Source organism: Prochlorococcus marinus str. MIT 9313 (assembly GCF_000011485.1).
GTDB lineage: Bacteria > Cyanobacteriota > Cyanobacteriia > PCC-6307 > Cyanobiaceae > Prochlorococcus > Prochlorococcus marinus_D.
The window spans coordinates 373,036-389,421 of record NC_005071.1; the positions used below are offsets into that span (position 1 = coordinate 373,036).

Below are 16,386 nucleotides of genomic sequence, written 5' to 3' on the forward strand. Positions count from 1 at the left end.
CGCTTGGCTGCTTAACGTTTGCTCTGTCGATGGATTGCCGCTATCAATTTGTCTTAGCGGTTTGGCCAATGACCAGCACCAGACTCCTTGCCGATTGTTGTGCCGAGCTGACGGCCGTTGCTGATTTGGAGCTCATTGATGCGCCGGTTGAGTTGAAGCGCTTTTCAAGGGATGCCTATGACTTCTCTCCTGTATTGCGTGAGCAGCTGGAGGGCTGTTGCGCCGATGTTGTTGTCCGCCCCCACACGGTGGCGGCGGTGGCGGTTGTGGCTGGTGCTTGTACAAGGCATGGCATCCCCTTAACACTGAGAGGTGCAGGAACAGGGAACTACGGCCAGTGCGTTCCTCTCCAGGGGGGGGTGGTCATGCTGATGGGTGCACTTTCTAAGGTTCGGCATCTCGATCCCGACACGGGAGTGGTGACGGTCGAGTCGGGCTGTTTGCTGCGCGATCTAGATCAACATCTTTCTCGCCTTGGTCGGCAGCTGCGTCTGCTGCCATCCAGTTGGCGAAGTGCTTCGGTGGGTGGATTCGTGGCTGGCGGCTCGGGTGGGATTGGTTCGGTGCGTTGGGGCTTCTTGCGTGATCCGGGCCATCTGTTGGCCTTGGAGGTCGTGACTGCTGAGGATTCGCCCCGCCAGTTGCAGTTGGATGCGGCTGGATCAGAGGCCCTCAATCATGCTTATGGCAGCAATGGCATCATCACGGCCTTGAGCTTGGCAACTGCTCCGGCTGTCGCCTGGCAGGAAGTGATGATCGATTGTGAGGATTGGTCAGAGGCCGTGGCTCTTGCGCTCCGCTGTACTCGTGCAGCGGTTGATCTTCATCTCTGTAGCTTGCATGAGCGACCAATTGTCGATCAGCTACCACACTGGTGTGGTGCTTCTAATGGCCAGCATCGCCTGCTGCTACTCGTCGCTCCAGATGGTGTGAGCACCCTGGAGCGTCTGGCAGAAGAGGCAGGAGCTCATTGCAAGGTATGGGGACAAGAGGCTGATCGGGGTGGCACAGGGTTGCGTGAGCTCACCTGGAACCACACCACGATGCATATGCGTGCTGTGGATCCCGACTGGACTTACTTGCAGATGCTTTTGCCACAGCCTGAGTTAGCTGCCATGAAGGTTCTCAAGCAGCAATGGGGCGATGATCTTCTTTGGCATCTGGAGGCGGTGCGACAACAGGGTGTTCAACGCTTGGCGGCGTTACCCATCGTTCGCTGGCGCGGCCGACAGTCGTTGGAGCAGTTGATGAACGATTGCAGGCAGCTTGGGGCTGTTGTGTTCAACCCCCATGTGATCACTGTTGAAGATGGGGGGCTTGGGGTTGTTGATGCCGATCAGGTGGCGGCTAAGTGTCGTTATGACCCCAAGGGTGTGCTCAATCCAGGCAAGCTGAGGGGCTGCTTGTAGAAGTTCGTTCCAAACGTTGAGAATCCAAGCTCAAATTGTGCTACTGGTACCAATCCACTGTTTAGAAAAGACTTGGATAAGAAGAGCATTAATCCTGTTCTTAGTGGTGCGTTGTGCTCTATTGAGCATTTCCAATTGCCTCGTTGTGGATAGCTCGAGACCGAAAAGAGGCAGGGAGTCATTACCTGGCTTCCTCAGTAAAGAACAGTGGAAGCCAGGTAAAGACAGTTGTTGAATTCCTCTAGTACTTTCCTCCGTTCAGCTTTTGCTGCTGTTCTCGTGGGTTGTTTGGACAGGATTAGGTAAAGGCTTGGATAAATAGATCAGTGAACAGTTCTTTGTCAGGCTTTTGAATGGCTTGAGTAAGTAAAGCCGCAGCTTGCAAACGCTTTTGGACTTTCTTGAAGTTTCTGTATTTAGCAGAAAAAACCGCATAGGGCTTCGGGGGGGGTGTTAAATAGCGGTGGGTTTTAATCCAGCTATTTGATATATGGAAAATCTATTAGTTGATTTGCGTAAGCGTAGAAGCCATGTTCTGGACATATATCGCCCTGTAGAATAAGGGCGATATATGTGCATGATCTAAATCAGAAAATAGCCTCCGTTGCTGTTCGTATTCCTGTTAGCATTGGTAACTCTTCTACTTGGTTGAGAGTTGGCGAGTGATTGGCTTGAGAATTTCCAATCTGCTCATGAACCATGGGTTCTAGTTCAAATGCAATCGAAGCATCCATAATCTCGAATTGAGAATTAACAAACATCTCTTCTTTTAGGTTGCCAGTTAACTCATCAATTTGTTCGCTAATATACCAGCGCCCTCTGGCTTCGGATTCGGGTGTAATGTCATCTCCTTCACCTCCCTCTGGCTCTTCAGATTCATTACCTTCCGTCTCTGATTGATTGTCATCATTGGACTCATCCTTCTCTGGTTCTTCTTCTTTTTCCTCTTGTTTGTTTAGATTGTCGTATTCCTCCTTGGTAATTATATTGCCATCTTTATCTTTGTACTGATCTACGACGTCATTCTCATAGTGGCTTGTCCCATTGGCGTTTTTGGTTTCTGTGCCTTGGACGCTTCCGTCAGGTCGGACCGTTGTCGTTCTTGTGTATCCATCACCTTCTTCTGTATGCATATGATAGTCGCCCGTTGTGTGTCCTAGTGCTTGACTCATGATGAGATCTTGCAATTCATCTACTGAATTCATTACGTTATTAACAAATTCATTGCGGATATCTATTCCCAATGTTGGATCAATTTGGTTCTCATTAATGAAGTCATTCAAATATTCTAAATTGTTGTTTTCAATGTGATTGCCAAGGATTGGGTCAGGCCCAAAATTTTCGAAGTAGGGAGTCAGCGCATCCACTCTTGAAGAAGATGCTTCGGGCTGGATAGGTGATTCAACAGTTGCAGCAGTGTTTAATTCCACAGCTTGTTCCGAAATCAAAGTTGTGGTTGTGCGATTTGTGGAAGCAGTTGCTAATGGGGTGGCAACAACTTTGGTTGTGCTCCTAGAAGATGTTGAACGAGCCATTGGTTTCTATGGGTAAGGTTTTTGCATCGAAGGGTTCTCTCCGATGCACAAACAATCGCTTAATTAGGTTGCTCGGCTTGTGACTTGCTTCACAGATGCCTGTGATGTTGATTAAGAGAGATTTGAATCTCCCCAAAAAAAACTTTCAACGCTTGAGAGTACAACTTGTCTAGGCTGTTTTGAGAATCATTTTCCACGCCTCGATGGAGTTGTGGAGGCCAACCTTTTTGCAGTGGTCGATCTCTGCTTGTCTTTGTTCTGCTGACTGGAGGTGGGTGGTCTTCAGAGCAATAATGTTTTAGGCAAAGAGGCTGGTCGGGGTGCTAGGGAGTGATGTATTGCTAGCGATGTCGAAAAGCCCAGGGGCTGCTTTTAACAGCCGTTTGCTCAGCAATTCAAGCTCTCAAAGGTTGCGATGCCGGTGATCTGGTTGATGCCGTCCGCATCAAGGCAAAGGCGGCGCTGGTCATCAAGATCGAGTAGCGCATCGCTGAAGTCGGCACCATCAATCTGCGCTCCTGCGAAGCTGCTGCCTGAGGCAATCACCCCTTTGAGGACACAATTGCGCAGATCCGTATCGACGAAGTCGACACGATCCATCAGTGCATCAGAGAGGTCAGCGCCGCTGAAGTTTGATTGGGTAAAGGTTCCTTGGGTGAGGATCGCGCCATGCAGATTGCTGTTGCTGAAGTCGGCAGCTCTTGCAACGGCACCAGCGAAGGATGAGTTGGAGAGGTCTTGTGCGTGGAAGTCTTTCCCGTTTTGGTTGGTGAGGGTGTAGTCCAGTCGTTCTTGGAATAGAGCCCGATCCTGTAGCCCAACCCCTGAACTGGTGTCGAGAGCCTGCGCAGGGATAGCGATCAGCAGGCAAAGCATCCAGCCCAAAAATTTCATCAGGTTTTGACGTTGCGACAACGAGCTCGGCATCGGCTTTACGGCAGGACCCTTTCACTCTGCCTGGATGGTTTGCTTTGCGAGAAGATCACCTAATAAATAGAGGGAACCAGCTACAACTGGAGGTGGATTTGGCCATCGATTCTGTTTGAGCAGGATGGAGAAGACCTGTTCAACATTGTCAGCAGATTGGAGTTGGCTTGATAGGTCGGGGCAGTGTGCTGCGAGTTGGTGCTGCGTCCAGCTGCAGTGTTCCGGCACCGGCACGATCCAAGCCAGATCGCTTGGCTTGAGTAAATGGCGAAGCATGGCTGGTGCTTGCTTGTGGGCCTGTAGACCAAGCACCCAGCAAACCCCAAACTCTTGATTGCTCCAGTGCTGCCGCTCGTGGGCCAACCGTTCGGCTGCTGGTGGGTTATGGGCACCATCAATTAGCACTGGCTGGCTTTGCCAGTGAACGGTCTGCAGTCGTGCAGGCCAGTAGGCGTGGGCCAGCCCTGTGCGAATGACGTCTTGATTGAGTCGCCAGCCAAGTGGGGCCAGGGATTCAAGAGCACCCTTGGCTACCGCCGCGTTCTGCCGTTGCAAGACTCCTGGCAGTCCCAAGTCCCAGTTCTCTGGGAGGGGTGAAACCCATTGCAAGCGGGCCTGTTGATGTTTTGCCTTGTCTTCAAGAATGCTTGCCACTTCAGTTTGTTGACGAGCACTGATCACAGCAGCCCCAGGACTGATGACGGCGCTTTTTTCTGCTGTTATCTCTTTAAGGCTGTAACCAAGGTGTTCGCAGTGGTCGAGGCCGATGTTGGCCATGGCAATGATTGGTCTGTATGGATGAGCTGTGGTGGCATCGAGGCGTCCTCCGAGGCCTACCTCAAGCACAAGCAGCTCTACCTCGCGGGATCTGAAGTGATCAAAAGCCGTGGCAATCAACAGCTCGAAGGGGGTGAGTCGGTGGGTTTGGGCAAGGGGTTGAAGGGCGGTGAGTCGTTGGCGTAGCTCAACGATTGAGATCGGCTCACCATCGCTGCTGATCCGTTCACACCAGCTCACGAGGTGAGGAGAGGTGGTCAGCCCCACGCGAATGCCAGCAGCCTTAAGGCTGCTGGCAATGAAGCTGGCGATAGACCCTTTGCCATTGGTCCCTACGACCTGAATGGCTGGAATAGAGGCACAGGGGTTTCCCATGGCCTGCAGTGCTTGTTGCATGCGCTCAAGATCAAGATCCATCCCCCGCTGATCAAAACGAGGAATCAGATCGCTTAAATCTTCCTTGCTTGGACTTGTGGGTTTGGACACTTAGCGGAAGTGCGCCAGGGTGGCCTCCAGACGTTGGAGCAGTTGGCGGATTTCGCTTGGTTTGATGATCAGCGGCGGCACCATGCGCACAACCTTTGGACCTGCTGCTATCACCAGTAGCTTTTCTTCAAGGGCGGCCTGGGCGACATTTGGTGCTGTGAATGTGCTCTCGTCTTGGAGCACCAATCCTTGCAGTAGCCCCCAGCCTCGTACCCCTTTGAGTTGCCTCGGGAAACGTTGCACCAGGTCAGTGAGGCCTTCGCGCAGCTGTGCGCCTCGTTGCTGGACCTTTGCGATCAAACCCCGTCGTTCGATCTCCTTGGCAACTGTGAGAGCTGCCTTGCAAGCAAAGGGATTGCCGCCAAAAGTACTGGCGTGGTCACCTGGTTCGAAAAGATCAGCGTGCTGTTTAACAAGTAACGCTCCGATGGCATGGCCTCCCCCGAGTCCTTTGGCCAAGGTGAAGGCATCTGGTTCGATCCCAAGCTGCTGATACCCCCACCAGTTGCCACAACGGCCCATCCCGACCTGAACTTCATCAAAGATCAGCAGGATCTGATGCTGGCTACAGAGTTCTCTAAGGCGCCTGAAGAAGCCTGCTTCGCCTGGATTGACGCCACCCTCACCTTGTAGTGGTTCGATTAGCACGGCGGCAACAGAGGGCCCCTGAGCTTCGAGGCGATTTAGCTGCTGCTCGAAGGCTTGGAGGTTATTGAACGGGAAAAATTCAAATCCCTCAACCATGGGTTCGAAACCTTTGTGGAAGTTGGGCTGACCTGTGGCACTTATCGCAGCAAGTGTGCGGCCGTGGAAACTGGAATTAGCGGTGAGAATGATTGGCCGATCAATGCCGCGACGGCGATGACCGTGTTTGCGAGCCAGCTTGATGGCGGCTTCGTTGGCTTCTGCACCGGAATTGCAGAAGAACACGCTGTCTGCACAGCTGTTTTCTACTAACCAATGGGCAAGAGCCTCTTGTTCAGGAATCCGATACAGATTAGAAACATGCTGAAGTTGTTTCAGCTGCTGGCCAAGAGAGCGACGCAGGGCCCGGTCACTGTGACCGAGGGCGCAGGTCGCGATACCGGCAACCGCGTCAAGGTATTGATGACCATGGTCATCCCATACCCAGCATCCTTTCCCGCGTAACAGAGTGACGGGAAAACGTTTGTAGGTGCCCATCACAGCAGTGGGAGCGGTGGGACTTGAACCCACATGCCCGAAGGCGCTGGATTTTGAATCCAGTGCGTCTACCAATTCCGCCACGCTCCCTTGGAGGTGATGTTATGCCAGGGTCATCCTGAGGGCTGATGCCGAAGGATATGGGCTCCAGATGCATTCAATTTGGTTTCAATCTCGTCATAACCGCGATCGAGGTGGTTGAGGCCATCAACTTGACTGATGCCGTGTGCGGCAAGGCCTGCTAACACGAGCGCCGCTGCGGCTCTTAAGTCGTTACCACTAACTGGTGCAGCACTTAGCTGGGGGATGCCTTCGACCACAGCCGTGTTTCCTTGAAGACGAATCGAAGCGCCCATTCTTTGCAGCTCAGCGACATGTTGCATGCGGTTTTCGTAGATCTTTTCTGTCACCACGCTTGTGCCTTTGGCTGTGGTTAATAGGGCCATAAAGGGGGCCTGCAAGTCCGTTGGGAAGCCTGGGAAAGGTTGGGTGATGATGTCAACACCATGAAGATCCCCCGGGATAAGAGTGATTCCTTGCTTGTCAATCTCAAGGGTGCAGCCGCAATCTCTCAGTTTCTGGAGCACGGCATTGAGATGCTCAGGGATGACTGGAGACACTCGAACAATCGAGCGGGTGATTGCCGCTGCTATCAGGAAGGTCCCTGCTTCAATGCGATCAGGGATTACCGAATAGTTGCAGCCGTGTAAACGTTCAACGCCTTCGATGGTGATGATTGGACCACCAGCACCGCTTACACGAGCACCCATGGCATTGAGCATTTTGGCCAGGTCTTGAACCTCAGGCTCCTGGGCAGCGTTTTCGATGGTGCTAGTGCCTTCCGCCAACACAGCTGCCATGAGAATGGTCTCGGTTGCACCGACACTTGGGCAGTCGAGCACGATTGCAGCACCTTTAAGTCGCCGTGACGTTCCTGGCACTGAAGCTGTGACAACGCCATGCTCAACTTTCACCATGGCACCAAGAGCTTTAAGCCCTCTGATGTGCTCAACAACAGGCCGGGCTCCGATGCGGCAACCACCCGGCAGGGGGACTTTGGCGTGACCGAGTCGTCCTAGCAGTGGGCCAATGCAGAAAAAGCTAGCTCTAAGGCCATTGACTAGATCGTAGGGAGGTTCGGCGTGATGAAGGCCATCAGCCTGCAGCCAAACGGTCTCCTGACTCCGTTTTACTCGTACCCCCAAGGAGGCGAGGATGTCTGCCATTCCCTGGATATCTGTGAGCTGGGGGACATTGTGCAGCTCAAGGGGGCCTTCGCTGAGAAGGGCTGAGGTCATGAGCACGAGGGCAGAATTCTTAGCTCCGCTGACTTTCAGCTCTCTGGAAAGAGTATGTCCGCCTTGAATCTCCAGATGCGGCTTGAGAATCTCTTGAGATATGGATACCGCTGCGGGCATGTCCCGTTAATTATTCTTGAACGAAGACATATTGACAATTACAGGTGAGACAGTCTAGACGTCCAGACCTCAAACTGGTTCAAAACTGTCAGGTTGAGATAAGGCTGGCTGGCAGTCGATGTCTTATCGTCTTTATGTCGCTTGCGCGACGCACGCCAGCGGATGTGGCGGAATTGGTAGACGCGCTAGTTTCAGGTACTAGTGGCAGCAATGTCGTGGGAGTTCAAGTCTCCCCATCCGCATTATCTTGAATGAGTAATCGACCTCAAGCTGCATCCATGATTGTACTCAAGATTACCAATGCTTCGGAGTTGGTGGCTGCAAAAGTGGGTCGCTTCCTTGAGCGTCTCACTCCTGATGATTTAGACAGTTTCACTGTGGAAGATCAAGTCATCAAAAAGATGATTGAAAGTCTTGCTGCTGAAGGCTTAAAGGGTGAAATCGCAGCAGTGAATGGTCTTGATATTGATGGTGAACAGCTTGTCCTGAATGAAGGATTGAAGGTGCGTCAGCAAGCAACATTCTGAGGTTCTGTAGATCGGAGTTCATGCCTCGCTATTGATTTCAAGTCGCCGCAATCCTCTGGTGCGGAGATTGAAATTCCTCGCTAGCAGCGAAGGTCGTCAAGAGCAGGCTTTGTTGCTGCTTGAGGGAACCCACCTGCTTCAGGAAGTGTTGCGAACCACACACCGTCCTAAAGAGATTGTGGCGACCAACTTTTGGCTGGAGCGTCATGGGGATCTTGTGCAGGCTTTGCCTGCAGAAACCTTGATTCATCAGGTCACCCCAAGTGTTTTGGAGGCTTCGTTGACGACAGTCAGCCCAGATGGTGTCGCCAGCCTTGTGCCCCTTGACTCTCTTCCGCAGGCTGTTAATCAAGCCAAGTTTGTGTTGGCTTTGGATCGGCTGCAGGATCCTGGCAACCTTGGCACCTTGCTGCGAACAGCCTTGGCGGCAGAGGTGGAGGCGGTTTGGCTTGCGTCCGGGGCGGATCCCCTTAGCCCAAAAGTGTTGAGGGCTTCGGCGGGGGCCATCCTGCAGTTGCCCTATCAGCGCTTCGGGTCATCAGGGCAGGAGGCCGTGGAGCAGTTGGCTGAGCAGCTTGAATGGGCTGCTAGTCACGGTTTACAGGTCGTGGCCACCATGGTGCCGGGCTCTTCTGCAGCCCATTCTTGTTTGCCTTATTGGCAGCTGGACTGGAGAAAACCGACTGTGTTGGTGCTGGGCAATGAGGGATCCGGCCTGCATCCGCGTCTGCAGGCGTGTTGTACTGATTGCGTGACCTTGCCGCATAGCGCAGCAGTTGAGTCGCTCAATGTGGCGGCGGTGGCGGTGCCACTACTGCTTGAGCGGCGACGAGCCACAATGACCTTCTCCACGCAGTAGTTCGGGTGAGCGAAGCCAGTTTCGACTTCGATGTGATCGTGATCGGTGCGGGTTACGGCGGTTTTGATGCCGCCAAGCATGCCGCTGATGATGGCCTCAAGGTGGCGATTGTGGAATCAGGTGAGATGGGCGGCACTTGCGTGAATCGAGGCTGTGTGCCCTCTAAGGCATTGCTTGCTGCTAGTGGAAGGGTGCGTGAGCTGGCTGATGCTGAACACCTATCTGGTTTCGGGATCCATGCTGCACCGGTGCGTTTTGAACGCCAGAAGATTGCTGACCATGCCAACCAGTTGGTGGCCACGATTCGTAGCAACCTCACCAAAACGCTGCAGCGGGCTGGTGTCACGATCCTGCGTGGCCATGGACGATTGGAGGGAAGCCAGCGAATTGGCTTGAGAGAGAAAAGTGGAGTGGATCGGCTGCTCACTGCCAGGGATGTGATCCTTGCCACAGGCTCTGATCCATTTGTGCCCCCTGGGATTGAAACCGATGGACGCACGGTTTTTACCAGTGATGAAGCCGTGAATTTGGAATGGCTGCCGCGTTGGATTGCAATTATCGGCAGTGGTTATATCGGCCTTGAATTTGCCGATGTTTATACGGCTCTCGGCTGTGAAGTCACGATGATTGAGGCGTTGGATCGGGTCATGCCAACCTTTGACCCCGACATCACCAAGATGGCAGCTCGGCATTTGATTGAAGGACGTGACATCGATGCACGTGCTGGTGTGCTGGCTAGCAAGGTGATCCCTGGCTGCCCGGTAAGGATCGAACTGGCGGAGATGAAAAGCCGTGAGCTGGTGGATAGCTTGGAGGTGGATGCGGTGCTCGTCGCTACTGGTCGGGTGCCAAGTAGCAAGGGGCTCAATCTTGAGTCGGTTGGTGTGGAGACCAATCGTGGCTTTGTGCCGATTGACGACAGCATGCGGGTATTGGTCAACGGAAAGCCGCTGCCTCATCTTTGGGCCGTCGGTGATGTCACTGGCAAGCTGATGTTGGCCCATACAGCCGCAGCACAGGGCACGCTGGCTGTTGACAACATTCAGGGACACTCCCGCACGATTGATTACCGCAGTATTCCAGCCGCAACCTTCACTCATCCGGAGATCAGTTCAGTGGGGTTGAGTGAAGCTGATGCCAAAGATCTTGCCGCCAAGGATGGGTTTGAGTTGGGGAGTGTGCGCAGCTATTTCAAGGCCAATTCCAAAGCACTAGCAGAGCTGGAGAGTGATGGATTGATGAAGTTGTTGTTCCGCAAAGACAATGGTGAAGTTCTTGGTGCTCATATCTATGGATTGCACGCCGCCGATTTGATCCAGGAGGTAGCCAATGCGGTGGCACGACGTCAGAGCGTTGCTCAATTGGCCACTGAAGTGCATACCCATCCCACCCTGAGTGAAGTGGTGGAAGTGGCCTATAAACAGGCGGCCAAACAGCTGGCTAAGGCGGTTGTTGCATCGGCCAGTGCTTCCTAGGCCGCTGTTCTTCAAGCAGGTCTTAGCCCTGCGGTTCACTGTTTTTAATTGCACTATCACCCGATGGAGATCCGCAGACGTCCGCCCAATCCAAGTGTCAAGGTGGCGCATTTGCAGTACGCCATTCCTCACGCCGATGCTGAGCCGCGCCACATTCTTGAGAAGATTGTTTGGGAGAAGGACCGTGAAGTTGAGACGGCAAGACAGCGTGTACCCCTAGAGACGCTTAAATCTCAGATCGCAGACTTGCCCATCCCTCGAGATTTCATTGCAGCCTTGCGTCAGGCTTCGCGAGCTCCGGCAGTGATTGCTGAAGTGAAGAAGGCCAGCCCAAGTCAAGGTGTGATCCGTGCGGACTTTGACCCTGTTTTGATCGCCAATGCCTATGCGGAAGGTGGTGCTAGTTGCTTGTCTGTGCTGACCGATAAGAGCTTCTTCCAGGGTGGATTTGAGGTGCTTGTTGAGGTGCGGCAGACGGTTGGGCTACCACTGCTATGTAAGGACTTCATCCTGACGCCATATCAGCTTTATCAGGCGCGTGCTGCAGGTGCAGATGCTGCCTTGTTGATTGTGGCGATCCTCTCTGATCAGGACCTGACGTATTTGAGCAAGGTGGCCAACAGTCTTGGACTCAATGTCTTAGTGGAAGTGCATGATGCTGAGGAACTTGAACGGGTTCTCAACCTTGGTGGTTTCCCACTGATTGGTATCAATAATCGTGATCTCACCACCTTTGAGACAGACCTTGAAACCACTGAAACACTGAGCCAGCAATTCGCTACTCGATTGCAGCAGCAGGGTGTCTTGTTGGTGAGTGAATCGGGCTTGTTTAACCGCGCTGATTTGGACAGGGTTCAGGCAGTAGGCGCTGAAGCTGTGTTGGTAGGAGAAGCCCTGATGCGTCAGTCGGATGTTTGTGCTGGCTTACAGCAGCTGATGATTGGAGACGAAGGAACGAGCAACAGCTGATCACTTTTTTTCTTTTATTTGAGGAATCGTTGCGATGCATTACCACAGCAAGAGGTTGATCTGAGCTTGCTGTGAGTTAAGGATGAGCCGTTGCTCTTTGAGCTCAAGATGCGCTTGGTTGAGGTCTTGGTGAGTGTCTTTAAGTTCCTTGTTTTGGTTGGCGGTTTCTCGAGATCTTTCGCCGCTTCCTTGATGCGTTAATTCTGTTTGTTGCTCATAGGTGTCATCCTTCTGTTTCTAATCTTCTAACTATTTCAGGCATTTTCCAGGGGGTGGCTCTGTTGTTTCGATTCAACAGCCTTGATGAGATGGCGACACAAATTGGCAATGCTCGAGGTTCGTGAGTTGCCTGAGCTGATTACCTCTTTACGTGCAGATCATGTTGAGAAATCATTGCGCTTGTTTGCAGACGACGACTTTGATAATCAGATGAGATCTCTGATGAACGAGCGTTCGCAGCGCTTATTTGCGGATCAAGAGGCAAGCGACTGTTGTGTTGAGTTCCTTGCTTCTCTGCGCGACGAACAGCTCAAGGCCCATGCATGAGCAGAGCTTGCCTACAATGCTTATAGCGCCTGATCTGTTCAGCAGTGGCATCAGCGCAATTCCACCCTCAATCCGTCAGACTTCCTCTTGACTGTTTCGATTTCATGCTGATCAGCATCCTCACGGGCTTCGCTGCGGGAGCCCTTCATGTGGTGGGTGGTGCTGATCATCTTGTTGCCATCGCACCGAGCGCATTACGTAAGCCGGCTACGGCATTACGCAGTGGCCTTGCTTGGGGGATTGGCCATTCAACAGGTGTTCTGGTTCTTTCAACCATTGCCATTGTTTTGAAAGACCTTGTCCATATCGAGCGCATGTCCTCCTGGGCCGAATTCTGCGTAGGAGTGGCGTTGCTTGTGGTTGGAGCGATGGCGATTCGTACTGCTCTTGGCCTGGATATCCACACCCATCAGCACACGCATCAGCAAAACTATGGTCACGCCCATGACCATCAACATGTGCACCTGCATCTGCGTGGGCGACACCAGCACGGGCGACATGCTCATGCAGCAAGCAGTCTTGGCCTCCTTCATGGCTTGGCTGGGGCCAGCCATCTAATTGCAGTGATTCCCGCGCTGGCCTTGCCTCCTCTTGGGGCTTTGATCTATATGGCGGCTTATCTGTTGGGTTCCATCGCAGCGATGGTTGCCGTTGTTGGTGCGATTTCCTTAGCCACATTGCGTGTGGGGCGTCGTGCCTTGCCTTTGCTGGTTGGATCAACAGGTGGGCTATCGATCATTACGGGCTTCTTTTGGTTACAGAAAACATCCCCTCAGCTTCTTTGATTGCCTAATCTGCTGGGCTCTTATGCGCTGAAGGGAACACGCCATACGCATTCAGCGATGCCAAGCAGGCTGTCGCGATTCACCAAACCGAAATGCCGGCTGTCTGTGCTTGCTTGCTCGTTGTCACCACGTAGCTCCAGCCCGGAATTGTTGATTGCAATCAGGCGTTTGATCAGCAGGGTGGCTGGTTTCAATGGATGACGGACAACCACTACACAGCCTGCCTTGAGCCGCCTGTCATATCTGGTGATCGGTTGAAAGATCACCAGGTCGCCAGGGGCAAGGCTGGGGCTCATTGAGTCTCCATCGACACGAGCGTGGCGACGAAGACCTGAAAGCAGCAGGAACAGCGAACGCCAGTTCGCTGTTGGCATCATGTTTGTTGGCTTAACTGGCTCTCACCCAGGCGTCATTGCGACCCTTGGATTTCCAGAACATCGTGTGAATGGCTTCCACAGCTTTGATCAGTTCATCTGCCTTGGATTGATCGATGTTGACCTTGCAGGCGCTGCAGAGCTTGGCCGCTTTCCAGAAGATGTCATGCAGATTCGGGAAAGTTGCCAGATGCTCTGGCTTGAAATAATCCGTCCAGAGGATCAGTAGCTCGTTCTTGGTTTGCTGAGCTTGTTCTTCCTTGATGGCGACGAAACGGGAGAAGGTGTTGTTGTAAGCCGCCCAAGCAGCCGGATCGTTGCCTGAGGGAGGCTGCAGTTCGAGCAGCTTTTTGGTCATCGATACGACGGCTTCAGCTGAGACTGTTGCCGAGGCGGGATCGTAAACGCCGCAAGGGCCATCACAGTGAGCCTGGACCGAAGCGGCCGGCAGGTTGCTGTGAAGTGTAGAAAGTGCCGAGCGCAACATCTGGCAGATAGAGAAAGCCAAACTGAGCCTACCCAGGCTGATTGCTAATTGGGTTTGCTTTTGATTTGATTTGCTTTTCAGTCTTTAGATCATTTGATGCCCAGGAGTTCGACTTCGAAAATCAACGTGGCGTTGCCAGGGATGACACGGCCTGCGCCGCGGCTTCCGTAGCCAAGCTCTGGGGGGATGACCAGCTTGCGCTTGCCGCCCACCTTCATGCCAGCAACGCCTTCATCCCAGCCTTTGATCACTCGCCCTGCACCGAGGGGGAACTCGAACGGCCCACGTTTGTAGCTGCTGTCGAATTCCTGGCCGTTTTCCAGTGTGCCGCGGTAGTTCACGGAAACGGTTTGGCCTGCTGTGGCCTCCGGGCCATCGCCGATCTTGAGGTCAGTGATGCTCAGACCACTGGCTGTTAGTTGGGATGGTTCTGCTTCGATTGGGCCGCCAAGGGCTGAGGCATTGGCTTGCGCGGCATCGATTTCAGCAGCATCTGCTTTGGAGCCGTTGACCGCCATCTTGAATAGTGTTGGGTTGGGATCGTCGGGGTCGAGTTCAAGCACTGCCATGCTCAAAGCAGCTGGCTCGACAGTTCGCACCTCTGCCTGCACGGCATTCAGATTGCTGTCGGCGACCACAACTGAGGGTGACACGATCTGGCTGACAAAGGCCACAACCACGCACACCACAAAGACTGCTGCACTGATGAAGATGTCGCGCACTGAATCTCAATAATCAATCAACATGATTCTGGCAGGAGATGCAGCTTTCGACTGTGCTTGGTTGATTTCTGCTGTTTCAGTTGCCTTTGCTGCTGCTCCAGCTAGTTGACCCTGCCCTGCAGTTGATTGGTGTCTTTCTGGCTGGCCAAGAAAAAATCCTGGACAATCTTGTCGCGATTACGTTCAAGCTTGAGAGCCATTGATTGGATTGGCTAAGGAGTTTCACCACCGAGGGCCTTGAATATGGCTGCCCATAGGGCAGCAGCTTGTGGTTGCTTTAGGCATCTAAGGTTTATCCATTCTTGAAGACATAGATATAAAATTGATCTCTTGATGTGACTGAGGACCCGGCAAAAATTGAAGATAGAATGAAGCCTTAATAGTGGTTGATCTGTGCCATATTCTCCGTGAGTTCAGGTCTGGTTCAGAGTTGTGGTATTTGATTCAGCCTTAGATCCCAATCCTAAGGACGTCGTTATTGGCTTGGTGAGATTAATTATTAGGGCTGTTAGTGCAGCCACACCAATAACTGCCTCAAGCTTTGCTCTGCAAGCTAGTTTTCAAAACACTATGAGCTGAGGATTTAGTTGATTCCAGTGCAGCGATCGCTACGCCTTCCTTTATCGCTTGCTGGTGCTGCTGCTCTTGCATTAGCCAGCTCTCCTATCCAGCCAGTCGCTGCTCAAGAAGACGGCAGTGCAGCAGATCTAGGCGTGATGGAGATCAACCTCAAAGACGCTGTGCGCTTCAACTGGGGTTTTCAAGGTGCCTTGCAAGGAGCAGGAACACCTAACCAAGCAGGTATTGGCGCCTTCCTTCCCATAGCCGTTGGCGAGAACAGCGTCTTGTTTGTAGATGCCTTAGCCAACGCTAACTTCTCTGACTACAACAACGACTCCAGCATCATCAACACAGAAGTTGCTGGTACCACGATCAGCACCTCAACCCGTTTGGGATACCGCTGGCTCAATGGTGATCGCAGCTGGATGTATGGAGTGAATGCTGGCTATGACAGCCGGCCTGTGAATACAGGAGATGCGGATACTGGGGTAACTGTTTGGAACAAGGAAGATGTGTTCTTCCAGCAAATTGCAGCAGGTCTAGAAGCAGTTAGTGAGTCCTGGAACTTCAACGCCTATGGACTATTTCCTATTGGTGATACAGAGCAACGCCTCAACAGTTACTACGACGGAGGTGCTCTACATACCTATGGCTTAGATGTTGGCTACAGGGTCTCACCTAATGTAAATGCTTCGTGTGGCTACTACTACCAGCATGGTGATGATCTAACAGAAGATGATGGCTCTGGTGTTAAAGGAAGACTGGCCTACAACATTAGTAATGGCTTAACTATTGGGGCTAACCTTTCTTACGATGAAGCCTTTGATACGCGCTTTACTGCAGATATTAAATATCGATTTGGTAGCAATAGCTATGTATCTCCAAGTAAGCAAGATTCACCTGTTATACAAGCTTTATCATCAACGCCAAAAAATCGAGATATTAGATTGCATGACTCACTCTGGGCCTGCGTTCCATCATGTGGTCTGGCTATCCTTTCAGGTGGGACGAATCCTATATCCTCCACCTCCTGCATAATCTGTCTTTGTCATAACGGGCTTTGGAGTGAAGAGGGCCTAAGTGGTGCTGATTGTCGCAAGGTGATCCCTGGCTGGGTGCCATGAGAATGGTTGCGCTAATAACAAAATTGATCCTGTCACTTATCAAAATACCTGCAATCATAGGAGCTTTTTATTTTTTCAATCGCTTCACTATTGGCTCAAAATGACCATCGATACCTGGCACCTTCTTGCCAATAAGCTGCTTGCAAAGGCGTGTGATTGATCGGAACGACGGGAGTCAACTCTGGCAATAATTACTCGGCAATACCAAGCCAGCCATCAACTT

The 16,386-nt window shown here is 52.4% G+C and carries 16 protein-coding genes and 2 tRNA genes; 9 read left to right on the plus strand and 9 right to left on the minus strand.

Annotated elements, in window-relative coordinates; genetic code table 11:
* Nucleotides 1-68: 68 nt before the first annotated feature.
* Nucleotides 69-1,409 (plus strand): FAD-binding oxidoreductase, encoded by a 1,341-nt coding sequence (locus AKG35_RS01745; protein WP_052646212.1) that lies wholly within the window; start codon nt 69-71, stop codon nt 1,407-1,409.
* Nucleotides 1,410-1,996: 587 nt separating this feature from the next.
* On the opposite strand, the gene AKG35_RS01750 is transcribed toward AKG35_RS01745, so the two are convergent.
* The 6 genes from AKG35_RS01750 to murA all read right to left on the minus strand — a co-directional run bounded on the left by AKG35_RS01750 (nt 1,997) and on the right by murA (nt 7,734).
* Nucleotides 1,997-2,944 (minus strand): hypothetical protein, encoded by a 948-nt coding sequence (locus AKG35_RS01750; protein WP_011129707.1) that lies wholly within the window; start codon nt 2,942-2,944, stop codon nt 1,997-1,999.
* Nucleotides 2,945-3,331: 387 nt separating this feature from the next.
* Complete coding sequence (locus AKG35_RS01755; protein WP_011129708.1) at nt 3,332-3,871, minus strand: pentapeptide repeat-containing protein; 540 nt, start codon at nt 3,869-3,871, stop codon at nt 3,332-3,334.
* 21 nt (nt 3,872-3,892) lie between these two features.
* The gene (locus tag AKG35_RS01760) at nt 3,893-5,134 is read right to left on the minus strand and encodes a bifunctional folylpolyglutamate synthase/dihydrofolate synthase (protein ID WP_011129709.1); all 1,242 of its coding nucleotides are present in this window, start codon (nt 5,132-5,134) and stop codon (nt 3,893-3,895) included.
* Nucleotides 5,135-6,316, minus strand: coding sequence for an aspartate aminotransferase family protein (locus AKG35_RS12205; RefSeq protein ID WP_071818099.1), 1,182 nt, complete (start codon nt 6,314-6,316; stop codon nt 5,135-5,137).
* A gap of 8 nt (nt 6,317-6,324) precedes the next feature.
* A tRNA-Leu gene (locus tag AKG35_RS01765) sits at nt 6,325-6,406 on the minus strand.
* Between the two features lie 23 nt (nt 6,407-6,429).
* Nucleotides 6,430-7,734, minus strand: a complete 1,305-nt coding sequence (gene murA, locus AKG35_RS01770; RefSeq protein WP_011129711.1) for a UDP-N-acetylglucosamine 1-carboxyvinyltransferase — start codon at nt 7,732-7,734, stop codon at nt 6,430-6,432.
* Between the two features lie 158 nt (nt 7,735-7,892).
* Here murA and AKG35_RS01775 point away from each other — a divergent pair.
* From AKG35_RS01775 to AKG35_RS01805, 7 genes are all read left to right on the plus strand, one after another.
* Nucleotides 7,893-7,976 (plus strand) — tRNA-Leu (locus tag AKG35_RS01775).
* Between the two features lie 36 nt (nt 7,977-8,012).
* On the plus strand, nt 8,013-8,261 hold the full coding sequence (locus AKG35_RS01780) for a hypothetical protein (protein WP_041384280.1): 249 nt from the start codon (nt 8,013-8,015) through the stop codon (nt 8,259-8,261).
* A 31-nt stretch (nt 8,262-8,292) separates the two neighbouring features.
* Nucleotides 8,293-9,120 carry a TrmH family RNA methyltransferase gene (locus AKG35_RS01785; protein ID WP_011129713.1) on the plus strand — a complete coding sequence of 276 codons (828 nt, stop codon included), beginning with the start codon at nt 8,293-8,295 and terminating at the stop codon, nt 9,118-9,120.
* A gap of 5 nt (nt 9,121-9,125) precedes the next feature.
* The gene (lpdA, locus tag AKG35_RS01790) at nt 9,126-10,595 is read left to right on the plus strand and encodes a dihydrolipoyl dehydrogenase (protein ID WP_011129714.1); all 1,470 of its coding nucleotides are present in this window, start codon (nt 9,126-9,128) and stop codon (nt 10,593-10,595) included.
* Nucleotides 10,596-10,658: 63 nt separating this feature from the next.
* Nucleotides 10,659-11,564, plus strand: a complete 906-nt coding sequence (gene trpC / locus AKG35_RS01795; protein ID WP_011129715.1) for an indole-3-glycerol phosphate synthase TrpC — start codon at nt 10,659-10,661, stop codon at nt 11,562-11,564.
* Nucleotides 11,565-11,891: 327 nt separating this feature from the next.
* Nucleotides 11,892-12,110 carry a hypothetical protein gene (locus AKG35_RS01800; RefSeq protein ID WP_236069633.1) on the plus strand — a complete coding sequence of 73 codons (219 nt, stop codon included), beginning with the start codon at nt 11,892-11,894 and terminating at the stop codon, nt 12,108-12,110.
* Nucleotides 12,111-12,214: 104 nt separating this feature from the next.
* The gene (locus AKG35_RS01805) at nt 12,215-12,895 is read left to right on the plus strand and encodes a hydantoin utilization protein A (RefSeq protein ID WP_011129717.1); all 681 of its coding nucleotides are present in this window, start codon (nt 12,215-12,217) and stop codon (nt 12,893-12,895) included.
* A gap of 20 nt (nt 12,896-12,915) precedes the next feature.
* Here the strand turns inward: AKG35_RS01805 and sodX are convergent, their stop codons facing one another.
* From sodX to AKG35_RS01820, 3 genes are all read right to left on the minus strand, one after another.
* The gene (sodX, locus tag AKG35_RS01810) at nt 12,916-13,272 is read right to left on the minus strand and encodes a nickel-type superoxide dismutase maturation protease (RefSeq protein WP_011129718.1); all 357 of its coding nucleotides are present in this window, start codon (nt 13,270-13,272) and stop codon (nt 12,916-12,918) included.
* A 10-nt stretch (nt 13,273-13,282) separates the two neighbouring features.
* The gene (gene sodN / locus AKG35_RS01815; RefSeq protein WP_011129719.1) at nt 13,283-13,756 is read right to left on the minus strand and encodes a superoxide dismutase, Ni; all 474 of its coding nucleotides are present in this window, start codon (nt 13,754-13,756) and stop codon (nt 13,283-13,285) included.
* Nucleotides 13,757-13,845: 89 nt separating this feature from the next.
* Nucleotides 13,846-14,478 carry an FKBP-type peptidyl-prolyl cis-trans isomerase gene (locus AKG35_RS01820; RefSeq protein WP_011129720.1) on the minus strand — a complete coding sequence of 211 codons (633 nt, stop codon included), beginning with the start codon at nt 14,476-14,478 and terminating at the stop codon, nt 13,846-13,848.
* A 596-nt stretch (nt 14,479-15,074) separates the two neighbouring features.
* On the opposite strand from AKG35_RS01820, the gene AKG35_RS01825 reads away from it, so the two are divergent.
* Nucleotides 15,075-16,163: an inverse autotransporter beta domain-containing protein gene (locus AKG35_RS01825; protein WP_236069691.1), complete on the plus strand. Its 1,089-nt coding sequence runs from the start codon at nt 15,075-15,077 to the stop codon at nt 16,161-16,163.
* Nucleotides 16,164-16,386: the final 223 nt, after the last annotated feature.

What these genes read in the sequence shown, in the direction of transcription:
- trpC (WP_011129715.1), top strand. Translation starts at nt 10,659, where the DNA reads ATGGAGATCCGCAGACGTCCGCCCAATCCAAGTGTCAAGGTGGCGCAT.
- AKG35_RS12205 (WP_071818099.1), bottom strand. Translation starts at nt 6,316, where the DNA reads ATGGGCACCTACAAACGTTTTCCCGTCACTCTGTTACGCGGGAAAGGA.
- AKG35_RS01745 (WP_052646212.1), top strand. Translation starts at nt 69, where the DNA reads ATGACCAGCACCAGACTCCTTGCCGATTGTTGTGCCGAGCTGACGGCC.
- AKG35_RS01805 (WP_011129717.1), top strand. Translation starts at nt 12,215, where the DNA reads ATGCTGATCAGCATCCTCACGGGCTTCGCTGCGGGAGCCCTTCATGTG.
- murA (WP_011129711.1), bottom strand. Translation starts at nt 7,734, where the DNA reads ATGCCCGCAGCGGTATCCATATCTCAAGAGATTCTCAAGCCGCATCTG.
- AKG35_RS01780 (WP_041384280.1), top strand. Translation starts at nt 8,013, where the DNA reads ATGATTGTACTCAAGATTACCAATGCTTCGGAGTTGGTGGCTGCAAAA.
- sodX (WP_011129718.1), bottom strand. Translation starts at nt 13,272, where the DNA reads ATGATGCCAACAGCGAACTGGCGTTCGCTGTTCCTGCTGCTTTCAGGT.
- AKG35_RS01755 (WP_011129708.1), bottom strand. Translation starts at nt 3,871, where the DNA reads ATGCCGAGCTCGTTGTCGCAACGTCAAAACCTGATGAAATTTTTGGGC.
- AKG35_RS01750 (WP_011129707.1), bottom strand. Translation starts at nt 2,944, where the DNA reads ATGGCTCGTTCAACATCTTCTAGGAGCACAACCAAAGTTGTTGCCACC.
- AKG35_RS01800 (WP_236069633.1), top strand. Translation starts at nt 11,892, where the DNA reads ATGCTCGAGGTTCGTGAGTTGCCTGAGCTGATTACCTCTTTACGTGCA.
- sodN (WP_011129719.1), bottom strand. Translation starts at nt 13,756, where the DNA reads ATGTTGCGCTCGGCACTTTCTACACTTCACAGCAACCTGCCGGCCGCT.